The 14,887-nt window shown below is 71.7% G+C and carries 16 protein-coding genes; 8 read left to right on the top strand and 8 right to left on the bottom strand.

Going from position 1 to position 14,887, the window contains the following annotated elements:
- Positions 1 to 3: 3 nt before the first annotated feature.
- Positions 4 to 753, top strand: a complete 750-nt coding sequence (locus tag ACIA8X_RS23280) for a DNA polymerase beta superfamily protein (protein ID WP_399459014.1) — start codon at positions 4 to 6, stop codon at positions 751 to 753.
- Here the strand turns inward: ACIA8X_RS23280 and ACIA8X_RS23275 are convergent.
- The 4 genes from ACIA8X_RS23275 to ACIA8X_RS23260 are packed head-to-tail and all read right to left on the bottom strand — an operon-like array spanning position 679 to position 3,243.
- Positions 679 to 1,464 carry a DNA polymerase beta superfamily protein gene (locus ACIA8X_RS23275; RefSeq protein ID WP_399459012.1) on the bottom strand — a complete coding sequence of 262 codons (786 nt, stop codon included), beginning with the start codon at positions 1,462 to 1,464 and terminating at the stop codon, positions 679 to 681. The genes ACIA8X_RS23280 and ACIA8X_RS23275 overlap by 75 nt on opposite strands.
- A gap of 22 nt (positions 1,465 to 1,486) precedes the next feature.
- Positions 1,487 to 1,930 (bottom strand): Rieske (2Fe-2S) protein, encoded by a 444-nt coding sequence (locus tag ACIA8X_RS23270; protein WP_393458101.1) that lies wholly within the window; start codon positions 1,928 to 1,930, stop codon positions 1,487 to 1,489.
- A complete protein-coding gene (locus ACIA8X_RS23265) occupies positions 1,927 to 2,511 on the bottom strand; it encodes a DUF6529 family protein (protein WP_393458098.1) in 585 nt (194 codons plus the stop codon). Before ACIA8X_RS23265 ends, ACIA8X_RS23270 begins: the two co-directional genes overlap by 4 nt.
- A gap of 57 nt (positions 2,512 to 2,568) precedes the next feature.
- Positions 2,569 to 3,243: a hypothetical protein gene (locus ACIA8X_RS23260; RefSeq protein WP_393458095.1), complete on the bottom strand. Its 675-nt coding sequence runs from the start codon at positions 3,241 to 3,243 to the stop codon at positions 2,569 to 2,571.
- 265 nt (positions 3,244 to 3,508) lie between these two features.
- Here ACIA8X_RS23260 and aroH point away from each other — a divergent pair, with 265 nt between their 5' ends.
- The 5 genes from aroH (at position 3,509) to der (ending at position 8,079) form a co-directional block, all read left to right on the top strand.
- Complete coding sequence (aroH, locus tag ACIA8X_RS23255; protein ID WP_393458092.1) at positions 3,509 to 3,877, top strand: chorismate mutase; 369 nt, start codon at positions 3,509 to 3,511, stop codon at positions 3,875 to 3,877.
- A complete protein-coding gene (locus ACIA8X_RS23250) occupies positions 3,874 to 4,959 on the top strand; it encodes a prephenate dehydrogenase (protein WP_393458089.1) in 1,086 nt (361 codons plus the stop codon). Before aroH ends, ACIA8X_RS23250 begins: the two co-directional genes overlap by 4 nt.
- Positions 4,960 to 5,189: 230 nt before the next feature.
- Positions 5,190 to 5,876, top strand: a complete 687-nt coding sequence (gene cmk / locus ACIA8X_RS23245; protein WP_393458087.1) for a (d)CMP kinase — start codon at positions 5,190 to 5,192, stop codon at positions 5,874 to 5,876.
- A 53-nt stretch (positions 5,877 to 5,929) separates the two neighbouring features.
- Positions 5,930 to 6,517, top strand: coding sequence for a lysophospholipid acyltransferase family protein (locus tag ACIA8X_RS23240; RefSeq protein ID WP_393458193.1), 588 nt, complete (start codon positions 5,930 to 5,932; stop codon positions 6,515 to 6,517).
- Positions 6,518 to 6,597: 80 nt separating this feature from the next.
- A complete protein-coding gene (der, locus tag ACIA8X_RS23235; protein ID WP_393458084.1) occupies positions 6,598 to 8,079 on the top strand; it encodes a ribosome biogenesis GTPase Der in 1,482 nt (493 codons plus the stop codon).
- A gap of 84 nt (positions 8,080 to 8,163) precedes the next feature.
- Here der and ACIA8X_RS23230 read toward each other — a convergent pair whose 3' ends face one another.
- Positions 8,164 to 8,514, bottom strand: a complete 351-nt coding sequence (locus tag ACIA8X_RS23230; protein ID WP_093911386.1) for a hypothetical protein — start codon at positions 8,512 to 8,514, stop codon at positions 8,164 to 8,166.
- Between the two features lie 103 nt (positions 8,515 to 8,617).
- Positions 8,618 to 9,400, bottom strand: a complete 783-nt coding sequence (locus tag ACIA8X_RS23225) for a hypothetical protein (protein WP_393458081.1) — start codon at positions 9,398 to 9,400, stop codon at positions 8,618 to 8,620.
- Positions 9,401 to 9,939: 539 nt separating this feature from the next.
- On the opposite strand from ACIA8X_RS23225, the gene ACIA8X_RS23220 reads away from it, so the two are divergent.
- Together ACIA8X_RS23220 and ACIA8X_RS23215 are read left to right on the top strand one after the other, a co-directional pair.
- Entirely contained in the window at positions 9,940 to 10,629 is a 690-nt protein-coding gene (locus tag ACIA8X_RS23220) for a transglycosylase family protein (RefSeq protein WP_393458078.1), read from the top strand.
- A gap of 115 nt (positions 10,630 to 10,744) precedes the next feature.
- A complete protein-coding gene (locus ACIA8X_RS23215; RefSeq protein WP_399459011.1) occupies positions 10,745 to 11,437 on the top strand; it encodes a transglycosylase family protein in 693 nt (230 codons plus the stop codon).
- On the opposite strand, the gene ACIA8X_RS23210 is transcribed toward ACIA8X_RS23215, so the two are convergent.
- Together ACIA8X_RS23210 and ACIA8X_RS23205 are read right to left on the bottom strand one after the other, a co-directional pair.
- Positions 11,370 to 12,047 (bottom strand): ABC transporter ATP-binding protein, encoded by a 678-nt coding sequence (locus ACIA8X_RS23210; RefSeq protein ID WP_399459010.1) that lies wholly within the window; start codon positions 12,045 to 12,047, stop codon positions 11,370 to 11,372. The genes ACIA8X_RS23215 and ACIA8X_RS23210 overlap by 68 nt on opposite strands.
- Entirely contained in the window at positions 12,044 to 14,884 is a 2,841-nt protein-coding gene (locus tag ACIA8X_RS23205; RefSeq protein WP_399459009.1) for an ATP-binding cassette domain-containing protein, read from the bottom strand. Before ACIA8X_RS23205 ends, ACIA8X_RS23210 begins: the two co-directional genes overlap by 4 nt.
- Between the last annotated feature and the right edge of the window lie 3 nt (positions 14,885 to 14,887).

The following is a 14,887-nucleotide window of genomic DNA, read 5'->3' as shown; positions in this document are numbered from 1 at the left end:
CGGATGATCGACGCCCTGGACCTCGACCTCGCACCCGTCGTCGCCGAACAGCCCGACCCGGTGCTGTTCGCGACTGTCTCCGGCGCGCACCTGTACGGGTTCCCGTCCCGCGACTCCGACGTGGACCTGCGGGGTGTGCACCTGCTGCCGGCCGCCGACCTCGTCGGGCTGCGGGAGCCGGAGGAGACGCGGTCGCGGATGTGGGTGCGGGGCGGCGTCGAGATGGACCTGGTCACGCACGACCTGCGCAAGTTCGTACGGCTGATGCTGCGCCGCAACGGCTATGTGCTGGAGCAGTTGCTCTCGCCGCTCGTCGTGCACACGACCGACGCGCACCGGGAACTGGCCGGACTCGCGCCCGGCGTGCTCACCGGCCACCATGCCCATCACTACCGTGGGTTCGCGACCACCCAGTGGCGGCTGTTCGAGAAGACCGGGGAGCTCAAGCCGCTGCTGTACACGTTCCGGGTGCTGCTCACCGGCGTTCATCTGATGCGCAGCGGTGAAGTGCAGGCCCATCTGCCCACACTGCTGGAGCAGGTCGATGCCCCGGACTACCTGCCCGAGCTGATCGCCGCGAAGGCGGAACAGGAGCACGGGGCCGCCGACGTCGAGCACGCGCGCGTGGCGGCCGACATCGAGCGGCTGCGCGGAGTGCTCGACGAGGCGCAGGCGGCCTCAGCGCTGCCCGACGCCCCGAGCGTCCACGACGCCCTGCACGCCTTCGTCGTACGGAGCCGGCTGGAGGGCTGAGGCGCGGCGGACGCGGATCAGGAAGTCCTCCACGCGGCGGCGGTCCGGCTCGGCCGGAAGCGGGCTGTGGTGCAGGGCCTCCTCCGTCTCCACTGCCAGGCGGGTCATCCTGGACTCGACCTCCGGCCAGGGGACCTCGCCGCGCTTGACCGCGAGCAGGGTCTCGCGCTCGTCGCCCACGTCGATCGTCAGGCGCCCGGTGCGCAGCAGATCGCGGGCGCTCGTCAGCAGGCGCAGGAGGTGCATCGCGTGCTTCCAGCGCGGGGCGCCGTGGGAGCGGAGGTCCGCCTCCAGTTTCTTGCGCTGGCCCAGCGCGTAGCGTGTGAACGTCTCATGGGCCTGACGGGACAGGAACGCCTCGCGCAGGGCGAGGAGTTCGCGGCCCGTGTCGTCGACGTACTCCACGCGCGGGGAGTGCAGGCACTCCAGGATGTTCGGGTTGGCGCGCAGGGCCAGCTCGCAGAAGCGCTCCAGTTCCCAGCTGAACTGCTCCTCCTGGGGGCCTTCGACGTGCGTCGGCGGCTTGCCGAAGCGCCAGAAGAGAGCAGTGGGGGCGAGGAACACGCCCCGGCGGTCGGTGTCGCTGCCGTCCGTCGCCAGACCGAAGGCGCGTGAGCCCATCACACAGGCGTAGATCGTGTGATCGCGCACCAGGGCCGAGGGCTCGGGGGGCCCAGAAGATGCGGAGGGCTCGGAGGGCTCGAGGTGCATGCCCCGGAGCGTACGCGGCCGATCACGCCAGGCGGATCGATTTTCCGTCCACGATGATCTGCTTCTCGGGCAGCGGCTTCGTCGCCGGAGGGTTGGCCACCGAGCCGTCCGTGATCTTGAACTTGCTGCCGTGGCAGGCGCAGTTGATCGTGCCGTCGCCCACGGTGGAGACCGTGCACCGCTGATGCGTGCAGATGGCGGAGAAGGCCTTGAACTCGCCCTGCTCCGGCTGGGTCACCACCACCTCCTCGTCCTTGAAGATCGTGCCGCCGCCGACCGGGATGTCGTCTGTGCCGGCCAGCTCCTCGCCGTCCTCTCCGTCCTGGCCGGGGGAGGTGGTGGAGGTCGGTGTCGAGTCGCTCGCGTCGCCGTTGTCGCCGGAATCGCCGCAGCCCGCGACGAGCGCCGCCGCGCCCGCCCCGCCTGTCGCGATGAGGATCGTGCGCCGCGTCGGACGGATGCTCATGTCGTCACTCCGAAAGTGCGGAAGAACCAGAGGGCGGAGGTCAGCCAGATGATCGTGAGAGCGGCGAAGACGACTCCGCCCACGATGGGCAGCAGCCAGCCGGGAAGTCGCTCCGACCGGAGCAACAGCATCTTTGCACTGAAAGCACCGAAGAAGAAGCAACCCAGGACAGAGTGCATGAAAACGCGTGTTTCGTACGTCTGGTAGCCCATCGCGTACAGGCAGTGCACCGCCACCGGGACGGACACCAGGAACGCCACGCGCCCCGACCAGCGGTGCAGCCCGGACGACCAGGCCGGCCCCGGGAGCTTGCCGTACACCATGAACGCGGAGACCACCTGCACCAGCGCCAGGAAGATCGCCGCCGTGGCCAGCCATGACTTGACCGCGCCGGTGCTGCTGAACCCGGCGAGGTTGAAGGCCGTCCCCGACGGGTCGTGCACCTTGCCGTACGCCCCGAGGCCCACCGCGACCGCGCCGGCGACCAGAGCCGGGACCAGGTAGCGGGCCGGGCTCGGGCGGCGGTGGCCGGGCTGCGGGGACGGGAAGTCCTGGGTGACGGCGTTCGGGTCGACGGTCATGATCGACTCCCGTGAGGAGAGGGCCGAGGAGCAGCTGGGGGAGGGGCGAGGCGGGGATCAGGGGGTCGCGGGGCGGGCCGTGAGCCGCTGGCCGTCGACCGTCACCGCGCCGGTCTCGGGGTCGATCCGCGGGGCGGGCGAGGGCTTGCCGTCGCGGGTGAGGACGCCGACCTGCCGGCCGTCCGTCAGCACGATCCAGCCGCCGTCGATCTCGGCGCCGCGCACGGTGGCAGTGCCCCGGTACAGGCCCGACGGCTTCTTCGTCCTGTCGGCGGTGAAGGCGTAGTGCCCGCCGTCGATGTCGACCGTGCCGCGGATCTTCCCCCACTCTCGGCTGCGCTCGAGCGGGGGGACCCCCACGCCCTCTTTGAGGGTGCCGTTCAGGACGGAACCGTCCCTGCCGGTGAGCCGCATGGTCCCGTCGTCCTTCACGTCGCCCTTGAGCCAGGACTCCTTGGCGCGGCCGTCGCAGAAGTACGCGATCGCCCTGCCGTCGCGCAGGGTGACGGCCACGGCGGAGGAGTCGTCGTCGGTACGGCCCGCGTAGCCGGCGTTCGGGACGGGGACCTTCGACGGTGACGGCGTCGCCGCGGGCGACTCCTTCGTGGTGTCCGCAGACGAGGATGAGGGTGACGACGCGTTCTTCGTCCCCGTCGTCACGTTGAGCGCCAGCAGGAACGCGCCGACCAACAGTCCCGCGAGAAGGGTGAGCAAGGGTCCCGGACGCTTCATGAGGCCTCCCCCGAGGCGAGCTTCCTTGCCCATGAGAGCGGACCCGTGCGACGCCGTCCAGAGGCGTACGGAGGCGTTCGCGGTCCGGTAGCGAAATCGGGATGGACGGGTGACGTTGACTCAAAGCCGACCGGCGGGGTCCCAGGAGTCCGAGCAGGTGTCTCAACGTGTGTCTCAGCGGGCGGGCGACCTGCGTCCACCGCACGCGGGCTGACTAGGCTGGCCGGTCGAAGAGCCGATCCGTACAGCAGCAAGGAGCAGAGCCGTGGCGGTACGAGCGGTCCGGGGGGCCGTCCAACTGGAGCGGGACGAGGCCGGCCACATGGACGAGCAGGTCGGGGCCCTGCTCACGGCGATCCTGGAGCGCAACGGCCTGAGCTCGGACGACCTGATCAGCATCTGGTTCACGGCCACGCCCGATCTGCACAGCGACTTCCCGGCGGCCGCCGCCCGCAAGCTCGGCAGCGGCTTCGCGGACGTGCCGCTGATCTGCGCCCAGGAACTGGACATCGAGGGCGCCATGCCGCGGGTCGTCCGCGTCCTCGCGCACATCGAGTCCGACCGGGCCCGCGCCGACATCGCGCATGTCTACCTCGGTGCCGCCGCCGCTCTGCGCAAGGACATCGCCCAGTGAGAACCGCACTAGTCATCGGCACCGGCCTGATCGGTACGTCCGCCGCGCTGGCGCTGGCCGGGCGCGGTGTCGTCGTCCACCTCGCCGACCACGACCCCGAGCAGGCCCGTACGGCGGCCGCGCTCGGCGCCGGCACCGACGAGGCGCCCGAGGGCCCCGTCGACCTCGCGATCGTCGCCGCCCCGCCCGCGCATGTGGCCGACGTGCTCGCCGACGCCATGCGCCGGGGCGTGGCCCGCGGCTACCTCGACGTGGCCAGCGTCAAGGGCGGACCGCGCCGGGCGCTGGAGGCGCTCGGGCTCGACCTGTCGTCCTATATCGGTACGCATCCCATGTCGGGGCGTGAGAAGTCCGGGCCGCTGGCCGCCACCGGTGACCTCTTCGAGGGCCGGCCCTGGGTGCTCACGCCGACCCGGGACACCGACACCGAGGTGCTGAACCTCGCCCTGGAACTGGTCTCGCACTGCCGTGCCGTGCCGGTGGTCATGGACGCCGACGCCCACGACCGCGCGGTCGCGCTGGTGTCCCACATGCCTCACCTGGTGTCGAGCATGGTCGCCGCGCGTCTGGAGAACGCCGAGGAGGCGGCCGTACGACTGTGTGGTCAGGGCATTCGGGACGTGACCCGGATCGCCGCGTCCGATCCGCGGATGTGGATCGACATCCTCTCCGCGAACCCGGGGCCCGTCGCCGACCTGCTCACCGATGTCGCCGGGGATCTGGAGGAGACGGTGCGGGCGCTGCGGGCGCTGCAGTCGTCCGACGAGGCGAAGCGGCTGGAGGGGACCTCCGGTGTCGAGGACGTGCTGCGGCGTGGGAACGCCGGGCAGGTCCGGGTGCCCGGCAAGCACGGGGCCGCTCCGCGGGTCTACGAGGTCGTCGCCGTGCTGATCGACGACCAGCCGGGGCAGCTGGCGCGGATCTTCGCGGACGCGGGGCGGGCCGGGATCAACGTCGAGGATGTGCGGATCGAGCATGCGACGGGGCAGCAGGCGGGTCTGGTGCAGCTGATGGTGGAGCCGAAGGCGGCGACGGTGTTGTCGGCGGCGCTGCGGGAGCGGGGCTGGGCGATCAGGCAGTAGGAGTCTCGCCCCCGCCGCCCCTACCCGTCCCATCCCCAGGGGCTCCGCCCCTTCGACCCCGCTGGGGCTGCCGCCCCAGACCCCGCTTCGGCCCTGAAGGGGCCTCGTCCTCAAACGCCGGACGGGCTGGAAGGCGCGCGGCCGGACGAGTGACGCGAACCCAGTAACCTTGTGCGGGGCGCCCTCGCGTCCCCCCACCCCGCCTCACCGCACCAGGAAGGTGTCCTCCCGTGGAAAACGGTGCCGCCAAGCCCGTGATTGTCGCCATCGACGGCCCCTCCGGCACGGGCAAGTCGAGCACGTCGAAGGCCGTCGCCGCGCAGCTCGGGCTGAGCTACCTCGACACCGGCGCCCAGTACCGGGCGATCACCTGGTGGATGGTGACCAGCGGCATCGACATCGAGGACCCGACCGCGATCGCCGCGGTGGCCGGCAAGCCCGAGATCATCTCCGGCACCGACCCGGCGGGCCCGACGATCACCGTCGACGGCACCGACGTGGCCGGCCCGATCCGCACCCAGGAGGTCACCTCCAAGGTCAGCGCCGTCAGCGCGGTGCCCGAGGTGCGGGCCCGGATCACCGAGCTGCAGCGCTCGCTGGCCACCTCCGCCGAGCAGGGCATCGTCGTCGAGGGCCGCGACATCGGTACGACCGTGCTGCCCGACGCCGACCTGAAGATCTTCCTCACCGCCTCCCCGGAGGCCCGTGCCGCCCGGCGCAGCGGTGAGCTGAAGGGCGCCGACGTCAACGCCACCCGTGAGGCCCTGATCAAGCGGGACGCGGCCGACTCCACCCGCAAGACCTCGCCGCTCGCCAAGGCGGGCGACGCCGTCGAGGTGGACACCACCCAGCTCACGCTGGCGCAGGTCATCGAGTGCGTCGTCACGCTCGTCGAGGAGAAGCGGGCCGCGAAGTGACAGCTCCCTCCGAGCGGGGTGCCGAGGTCGGGCGGCGGATCGGCGTCGGCCTGATGTTCGGGCTGTGGAAGCCGCGCGTGCTGGGTGCCTGGAAGGTCCCCGCGACCGGCCCGGTGATTTTCGCGGTCAACCACTCCCACAACATCGACGGCCCCATGGTCATGGGCGTGGCGCCCCGGCCGACCCACTTCCTGATCAAGAAGGAAGCGTTCATCGGGCCGCTCGACCCGTTCCTGCTCGGCATCGGGCAGGTCAAGGTCGACCGCGAGAGCACCGACCGCACGGCGATCACCCAGGCCCTGGGTGTGCTGGACAACGGCGGCGTCCTCGGGATCTTCCCCGAGGGCACCCGCGGCGAGGGCGACTTCGCCGCGCTGCGGGCCGGGCTCGCGTACTTCGCGGTGCGCGGCAACGCCCCGATCGTCCCGGTCGCCGTGCTGGGAAGTTCCGACCGGCCCGGACGGTTGATAAAGGGGCTGCCGCCGCTGCGCAGCCGCGTCGACGTCGTCTTCGGCGACCCCTTCGAGGCGGGCGACGGCAGCGGACGGCGTACGCGCACGGCCCTCGACGAGGCGACCGAGCGCATCCAGAAGCAGCTCACCGAGCACCTGGAAAACGCCAGGCGACTGACCGGTCGCTAGGCGAGACTGAGTAGTGGATCAGCCGGGGGACAACCGGGTGGTCCACCGATCACCACGATGAACGACGAGGTACGGACTTCATGAACGACCACATCCACTCCGAGGGCTCGCCCGACGGGCACGACCACGGAGAGCTTGGCGATGCCGAGTACGCGGAGTTCATGGAGCTCGCCGCGGAAGAGGGCTTCGACCTCGAGGACGTCGAGGGTGCCATCGAGGCGGCCGGGCACGGGCCGTTGCCCGTCCTCGCCGTCGTCGGCCGGCCGAATGTCGGCAAGTCGACTCTCGTCAACCGCATCATCGGGCGCCGCGAGGCCGTCGTCGAGGACAAGCCCGGCGTCACCCGCGACCGCGTGACCTACGAGGCCGAGTGGGCGGGCCGCCGCTTCAAGGTCGTCGACACCGGCGGCTGGGAGCAGGACGTCCTCGGCATCGACGCCTCCGTGGCCGCGCAGGCCGAGTACGCGATCGAGGCCGCCGACGCCGTCGTGTTCGTCGTCGACGCCAAGGTGGGGGCCACCGACACCGACGAGGCCGTCGTACGACTCCTGCGCAAGGCCGGCAAGCCCGTGGTGCTGTGCGCCAACAAGGTGGACGGTCCCAGTGGTGAGGCGGACGCCACGTACCTGTGGTCCCTCGGCCTCGGCGAGCCGCACCCCGTCTCCGCCCTGCACGGCCGTGGCACCGGCGACATGCTGGACGCCGTCCTGGAGGCCCTGCCGGAGGCGCCCGAGCAGACCTTCGGCGGCGCCGGGATCGGCGGCCCCCGCCGGATCGCGCTCATTGGCCGCCCGAACGTCGGCAAGTCCTCCCTGCTGAACAAGGTGGCGGGCGAGGAGCGCGTCGTCGTCAACGAGCAGGCCGGCACCACCCGTGACCCGGTCGACGAGCTCATCGAACTGGGCGGCGTCACCTGGAAGTTCGTCGACACGGCCGGCATCCGCAAGCGGGTCCACCTCCAGCAGGGCGCCGACTACTACGCCTCGCTGCGCACCGCCGCCGCCGTCGAGAAGGCCGAGGTGGCGGTCATCCTGATCGACGCCTCCGAGTCCATCTCGGTCCAGGACCAGCGCATCGTGACGATGGCCGTCGAGGCGGGCCGCGCGATGGTCATCGCCTACAACAAGTGGGACACCCTCGACGAGGAGCGCCGCTACTACCTGGAGCGGGAGATCGAGACCGAGTTCGGCCAGGTCGCCTGGGCGCCCCGGGTGAATGTCTCGGCGTACACCGGCCGCCACATGGAGAAGCTCGTTCCGGCGATCGAGACCGCGCTTGCCGGTTGGGAGACCCGGGTGCCGACCGGTCGGCTGAACGCCTTCCTCGGCGAGCTGGTCGCCGCCCACCCCCACCCGGTCCGCGGCGGCAAGCAGCCCCGCATCCTCTTCGGCACCCAGGCCGGCACCAAGCCCCCGCGGTTCGTGCTCTTCGCCTCCGGCTTCATCGAGGCGGGTTACCGCCGCTTCATCGAGCGCCGCCTGCGCGAGGAGTTCGGCTTCGAGGGGACGCCGATCCATATCTCGGTGCGGGTGCGCGAGAAGCGCGGAAGCAAGAAGAAGTAGCGCACGCAAGAAGAGGTAACCGGCGAGAGACGTAGTGCACGCAAGCGAAAGGGCGGCCCGAGAAGGGCCGCCCTTTCCATGTGTTCAGCCTCTGCGCGCCGGGGGCAACGCGGCCGGGACGTGGTGCATCCCCGAGCCCTGTGGGCCGATGTGTCCGACGCGCTGCCACTGCGGCTGCTGACCGCTGCCGTGGCGGGCGCTGTGGGCGCCCGCGCTGTAGGCGCTGTACGAGCTGCTGAACGACCCCGGGCGGTGGCCGCCGTACGAGCCCGTACTCCGCGGAATGTTCCCGAACGCGATGAACCCCAGATCCTCCTCCCCGCTGCGGTCACCCGGCAGCGAGCGGAAGGACTTGACGTACTCGGCGTAGAGCGCGTCGTAGATCGGCGTGGCCGATGGCCCGCCCTGAAGGCGGGGAACGTCGTATGCATGCACGTATGTCCAAACGACACCGCGCTCGAAGAGATGCGGCCGCCGTAACGGGTCGCCTGCTCATCGGAGGTGCGGACGACGTCCCAGAGGTGGTGGGGAACCGCTGTCAGGTCCCCGCGAGCGGCAGTGCCGCCGCCACCAGTTTGCCGTTCGCGGCGGCCTTGTCCAGCGCCTCCCGCAGCAGGTCCTCCCTGGGCTGGCGCCCGATGGACCCCACGGGCGCGGCGAACATCAGTACCTGCTGATGCTTGTTCGCGGCGGCCCGCCAGCCGTCCGTCACCAGCAGCGGATGATGTGCCTGCCACCACGCGACCGGCTGCCCGCCATTCGTGCCCGGCTGCAGCACCGCGTGCAGCTGCCCCATGGCCAGCAGTACCGACCAGCCGTGCAGCACGGGCGGCACATCCGCCAGTTCCGTCGCCGGCATGAACCCCTGCTCGATGAGCAACGGCAGGAAGTCGTCCCCGGCGCCGATCGCCCCGGGGCGCGCGATGGGTGCGGTCGGCTCGACGACCAGCGCGGGGTGCAACTCCCCGGCGATCAGCACCAGTCCGCTGGTGACGCCCAGCACGGCCGGCTCCGGCACGATCGTGTCCGGCTCCAGGTCGACCCGGTCGCCGGTGATGGACTTCACGGCGCCCTGCAGCTGCTCCTCGGTGACCTGCACGACCTGCGAGGGCAGGCAGGTGGCGTGGGCGAAGGCGAGGACGGCGGTCTCGTCCCCGATGAACAGGACGGTGCTGGTGCGCTCCTGTTCGGAGTCGCCCGGGGTACGGCAGGACGTGCAGTCGTAACTGCCGGGGGCGTTCTCTCCGGCGAGCAGCCGGTCGGCTTCCTCGTCGCCGATCTCGGCACGTACCTCGTCGCTGACGTCGAGCATGCGCGGCACGGGTGGCTCCCTCGGGATGTGGTGCATGGCGGGGCCGGGTGGCTCCCGGTCCGTGAACCGGGCGGATCCCGGGCTCATGAAGAAGACAACGGGTGATCTGTGGCGGGAGTCACGCACCACACCGAACGGAATCGAACCATCCACCGCGCACAGTCACCTCGGGTACGGAATCGCGCACTCACCGTCAAGTCCTAGGAGTACCAAGGAAGTTGGGTGCGTGAGGTGGGTCACAGATCGTTGGGGTGCCTGGTCGACAAATCCCGAAATCAGCGAATGAAGTGGGTGGCCGAAAATCGCCGATACCGGAGGTAACGGCGAACTGGCCTGGAATGACAAGGAGTTGGTTGATACCGGCCGGTCAGCCTCCCTACATTCCTCCGCCGTGTGCAACGAGCACCGCTCGGGTACGTCCGCCGACCGCACCAGCCAGCAGTCAGCACCAACCCTCGGCGGACGGGGCGGGCGCCACTCACACGCCCGATGGCGTGCGAAGTGGCGTGCCGCCTTGGGGGACCCCGAGTCCTTCGAGAGGGACCTACATGTCCGAATGTGCCGATAACACTCACGACAACGCTCGGAAGGCGTCGAAGGCTTCGAACGGGAGCCGGACTCGTACGACGGCGGTCCTCGCCGGGGCGGCGCTGCTCGCCCCGCTCGGACTGCTGGCCGCCACAGGCAACGCCGCGGCGGCAGATGGCGGAGTGTGGGACCGCATCGCCCAGTGCGAGAGCGGGGGCAACTGGCACATCAACACCGGCAACGGCTACTACGGCGGACTGCAGTTCGCCGCCTCCACCTGGCGCGCGTACGGCGGTACGGCCTACGCGCCGACGGCGGACCAGGCCACCAAGGCCCAGCAGATCGCCGTGGCCACCAAGGTCCAGCGCGCCCAGGGGTGGGGCGCGTGGCCGACCTGTTCGGCCCGGGCCGGAGCGTACGGGAGCGCACCCGCGGCTCCCGCCACCGGCTCGTCGGCCCCTTCCACCACCAAGTCGGCCCCGTCGAACACGGGGGCGGCCCGGTCGAATCCGGCGCAGACGCCGGAGCGTTCGTCGGGACACACCACCCGCGACTCGTCCCGTGGTGACTACACCGTCCGCGAGGGCGACACGCTGAGCGGCATCGCCGCCCGGCACGGGACCACGTGGCAGCGGATCTTCGCCGCCAACAAGGCCGTCATCGGCGGTGATCCCGACGTGATCGTGCCCGGGCAGCGCCTCGAACTCTGAGGGTCGCTCGCTGCTGAGGCACGGGGTGCCACCCGGTCCGCCGACCGGGTGGGGCCCCGGGGCACCTCGGACGCGCCGCGACGGCTGACCGCAACAAGCTGCCTAGCGTGCTCATATGAAATGCACACCGCTCGCGATCGTCATCGCCGCCGCACTGGTCACCGCCGCCGCCCCAGGAACGTCGCAGGCGGCGCCGCTGCCGCACACAACACGCGCAAGCCATACGGCGCCGCCACGACCGGCCCCTGGACCGCCTCCCAAACCCGCCTCCTTCGGCTGTGCCAAGGACCAGTGGCCCTGGGGCTGTGTCGCCAAGTGCGAGAGCGGCGGCAATTGGCAGATCAACACCGGCAACGGCCACTACGGGGGACTGCAGTTCTCGCACCGGACCTGGGTGGGCTTCGGCGGTGCGAAGTACGCCCCGCGCGCGGATCTCGCCACCCGCAAGGAGCAGATCACGATCGCCAAGAAGGTGGTGGCGGTGCAGGGATGGGGTGCCTGGCCGCAGTGCTCCAGGCGGTACGGGCTCACGGGCCGTACGCAGACGTGGAAACCCACGCAGACGTCGAAGCCCGCGCAGACGTTGAAGCCCAAGCAGCCGTCGAAGCCCAAGCAGACTTTGAAGCCCGAGCAGACGACGAAGCCCGAGCAGACGACGAAGCCCGTGCAGACGTCGAAGCCCACCGTCGCGGATCGGCTGACCTCGGCCACGTCGCTGCTCGTCCAAAAGGGCTCGACGCTCATCCGGAAGGGCGCGACCCGGTTCGGTGCGCTGCACGGCGCTCCCATTCGCCTGACTCGCCACTGAACACGACCGCGCCGCGCCGCAGTTCGTAGACGAGTGCCGTCCGCCCGCGCAGGACGGGCGGCAGTCGTTGCTCGGCGACGACCACGCAGGCGTCGAGTTCGCTCAGAAGTTCGTACGTACGGGCGCCGACCGTGGGCGACATGCCCTGCGTGGGTTCGTCGACGAGCAGCACGCGCGCGCGTGCCAGTAGGGCGCGGGACAGCGCGAGCATGCGCTGCTCGCCGCCGGAGAGGGTGCCTGCGCGGCGTGCGAGGAGAGGCGCGAGCGCGGGATAGGCGTCGAGGGCGATGTCGTACGAGGAGGCCGCGAGTTCGAGGTTCTCGCCGACGGTGAGGGAGCCGAACACGGCCTGGCGCTCGGGGACCAGGCACAGTCCGCGGCGGGCGCGTTCGTGGGCGGGCACACGGGTGATGTCGGTGCCGCCCCACACCACCGTGCCGCCGGACAGGGGCACGGCTCCGGCCAGGGCGCGCAGGGCGGTCGTACGGCCCGATCCGTTCCGGCCCAGCAGAACGGTGAGGCCGGGGCCGGGGGCGGCGAGGGTGATGCCGTGGAGGGCCTCCAACGGGCCGTAGCGCACGCGCGCGTGGCGCAGGGCGATGGTGGTCATGCCGGGGTCTCCTGTGGGCCTGCGGCGTCGAGTACGTGGTCGGGTGGGCCTGAGGCGACGATGCGGCCCGCCGTCATGACGTGCACGGTGTCGGCGAGGTCGGCGACCAGGTCGAGGTCGTGCTCGACGACGAGCAGGGCGGTGCCGTCGGCGGCGAGGGCCCTCAGGATCCGGGTCAGCGCGGTGACCTCGGCGGTGTCGAGGCCTGCGGCGGGCTCGTCGAGGAGCAGTACGTGGGGGCTGCCGGCGAGGGACCGGGCCAACTCGACGCGCCGGAGCGTGCCGGTGGGGAGGTCGGCGGCGGGCAGGGAGCGTACGGGGCCGTCCAGGGCGAGGAGTCTGAGGGCTCGGTCCACGGCTGAGGGGTCTTGGACGCGTCCTTGCTCGGCGCCTACCCGGACGTTTTCCTCCACGGTCAATGAGGGGAAGACGGCCAGTTGCTGGAAGGTGCGGGCGATGCCGAGGCGGGTGCGGGCGTGGGTGGGGAGGTGGGTGATGTCGCGGGTGCCGAGGAGGACTTGGCCCTGGGCGGGGCGGTGTGTGCCTGCCAGGCAGTGGAACAGGGTGCTTTTGCCTGCGCCGTTGGGGCCGATGACGGCGGTGACCTGGCCGGGTGGGACGGTGAGGGTGACGTCGTCCAGGGCGGTGAAGCCGTTGTAGCGGGCCTGGAGGTGGTGGGTGGTGAGGGTTGTTTTTGCGCGTGCGGGTTTGGGGGTGGGCACGCGGCCTGCGGCCGCGTTGGGATTCCCACCCGTACCGCCCGTACCACTTTCGTTGTCGGGTGCGGGTGGCCCCTGTGGGGGTTGAGCGCCGTCGGCTGCCTCGGCGGATCGGGAGCTTTCGGGCTTGGGCTCGGCGGTTCGGGAACGGCCGTCACGTCCGTCCGGTGCTGCGACCTGCGGGCGCTGCGTCCCCACAGCCCCGCCCTGTTCGTAGCGGCCCGTCGGCTCCACCAGGGCCGGCAGGGGCGTCCCGCCTCCCTCCGCCTGCCGCAGCCGCCCACGCACCTCCGCCCCCAACCCCGTAAGCCTCGCCCCCCGCCTCAACCGCAGCCTCCCCGCCGCCGCCCGAGCCGCCTCGTACGGTCCCCCGGGGAACCGCCCCACCAGCACCGCCAGCACGCCGATCAGCGCTGCCGCCACCCCGCCCCGGGCGCCCGCGTCGAGGCCTACCAGGAGGGCGGCCGCCGCCAGGGCGCCCAGGGTGCTGTCGGCGCCCAGGACCACCACCGCGGCGAACCAGAGGAGGCCGCGGACGGGGTCGTAGGCGGACGGGTCGAAGGCGCGCAGGCCCATGCCGAGCAGGCCGCCGCCCAGGGCTGCAAGGGCCGCGCCCGAGACGAAGGCCAGGAGTTTCAGGGAGGGCACCTGGACGCCTGCCGCCGACGCGCCCGACTCGTGGTCCCGCATCGCCGCCAGGGCCCGGCCCGTGCGGCCCCGGCGCAGTAGCCAGGTGGTGAGCAGGGCGGCGGCCAGGAGGGTCAGTTCCAGGACGTAGTACGCGCGGTCTCCCTCGAAGCCCGTCGGGCGGCCCAGGGACAGGCCCGAGATCGCGTACGGCTGGGCGAAGACGAAGCGGCTCACGCCGACGCCCACCGCGAAGGTCGCCAGCGCCAGGGCCAGACCCCGGCGGCTGATCGCCGGCCAGCCGGTGAGGAGGCCCAAGGGGGCCACCAGGACGACCGCGAGGGCGAGTGCCGCCAGCTCCGGCAGGCGTGGCAGGCCGGGGAAGCGGCCCGCCGCCAGGAGGGCCGTGAACAGGGCGCCCAGGCCCGCGTACGCCGCCTGGCCGAGGGAGATCTGGCCGCTGCGGCCCGTCACCACGACCAGGGACAACAGGACTACGGCCAGCGCCGGCACCTGCACCGACGTATGCAGGTCCGAACCCGCGAAGCCCAGGGGGAGCAGGAAGAGCACCGCCGCCACGATCCAGGCGCCCGGCGGAGTCGGCACGCGCGCGGTGGCCGTGCGGGGGAGGGCGTCGCGGGTGCCTACGCGGGGCAGGGCCAGGGCCGCGATCAGCAGGGCGACGACGAAGAGGTTCGTGCTGACGGCTTGCAGCAGGGGCGCGCCCCAGCCCGTGGGGTGCAGGCGCGTCAGCTGGCTCTGCGCCACCCCGATGGCCAGGGCCGTCACCACGGCGATCGGCAGGCTGCGCATCCTCGCGGCCACCGCGACCGCGACCACCTCCATGACCAGCAGCGGCAGCCCGTACGGGTCCAGACGGACGTACGGCGCCAGCAGTACACCCGTCAGGCCCGCCGTGAACGAGCCGAACGCCCAGCCCGCCGCCGCCACCCGGTCCGCGTCGATGCCCCCGAGGACGGCCAGGCGGCGGTCGTCCACCACGGCACGCAGTTCGCGGCCGAAGCGGGTCCAGCGGATGACCGCGGCGACGCCGGCCGCCAGTAGCAGGGCCACCGCCAGCTGGCCCCAGGGGTCCGCCGACAGCAGCTCCGGTGCGTCGTCCCGCGCTCCCTGGCCCCACAGCAGCGCCGCACCTCCCACCAGCAGCACGAACACGCCGATGGACGCGACCAGGGTCTGCGCCGGGTCGCTGCCCAGGACCGACAGGGGGCGGAAGACGAACCGTTCCAGCACCATCCCGATGCCGGGCGCCAGCACCAGCAGCGTCACCGTCGCGGCAGCCCACAGCGGCCAGCCCCACTCCACCACGCACTGCCGCAGCGCGTACGCGCACACCATCGCGATCGCCCCGTGCGCGAAGTTCAGCACGCCGGTCGCGCGGTAGGTCACGACCAGGCCGATCCCGGTGAGCGCGGCGGCGCTGCCCACCGACAGGCCGGCCAGGGTGAGGTCGTACGTCAGGGAGGACATCAG

This window comes from Streptomyces sp. NPDC051738 (assembly GCF_044453205.1).
Taxonomy (GTDB): Bacteria; Actinomycetota; Actinomycetes; order Streptomycetales; family Streptomycetaceae; genus Streptomyces.
This window is presented reverse-complemented; position numbering and strand designations above follow the sequence as displayed.

Bases quoted from the DNA above. Each gene is read 5' to 3' on its own strand.
- ACIA8X_RS23280 (WP_399459014.1), top strand. From the start codon at position 4: ATGATCGACGCCCTGGACCTCGACCTCGCACCCGTCGTCGCCGAACAG.
- ACIA8X_RS23275 (WP_399459012.1), bottom strand. From the start codon at position 1,464: ATGCACCTCGAGCCCTCCGAGCCCTCCGCATCTTCTGGGCCCCCCGAG.
- ACIA8X_RS23270 (WP_393458101.1), bottom strand. From the start codon at position 1,930: ATGAGCATCCGTCCGACGCGGCGCACGATCCTCATCGCGACAGGCGGG.
- ACIA8X_RS23265 (WP_393458098.1), bottom strand. From the start codon at position 2,511: ATGACCGTCGACCCGAACGCCGTCACCCAGGACTTCCCGTCCCCGCAG.
- ACIA8X_RS23260 (WP_393458095.1), bottom strand. From the start codon at position 3,243: ATGAAGCGTCCGGGACCCTTGCTCACCCTTCTCGCGGGACTGTTGGTC.
- ACIA8X_RS23240 (WP_393458193.1), top strand. From the start codon at position 5,930: ATGTTCGGGCTGTGGAAGCCGCGCGTGCTGGGTGCCTGGAAGGTCCCC.
- der (WP_393458084.1), top strand. From the start codon at position 6,598: ATGAACGACCACATCCACTCCGAGGGCTCGCCCGACGGGCACGACCAC.
- ACIA8X_RS23220 (WP_393458078.1), top strand. From the start codon at position 9,940: ATGTCCGAATGTGCCGATAACACTCACGACAACGCTCGGAAGGCGTCG.
- ACIA8X_RS23215 (WP_399459011.1), top strand. From the start codon at position 10,745: ATGAAATGCACACCGCTCGCGATCGTCATCGCCGCCGCACTGGTCACC.
- ACIA8X_RS23210 (WP_399459010.1), bottom strand. From the start codon at position 12,047: ATGACCACCATCGCCCTGCGCCACGCGCGCGTGCGCTACGGCCCGTTG.
- ACIA8X_RS23205 (WP_399459009.1), bottom strand. From the start codon at position 14,884: ATGTCCTCCCTGACGTACGACCTCACCCTGGCCGGCCTGTCGGTGGGC.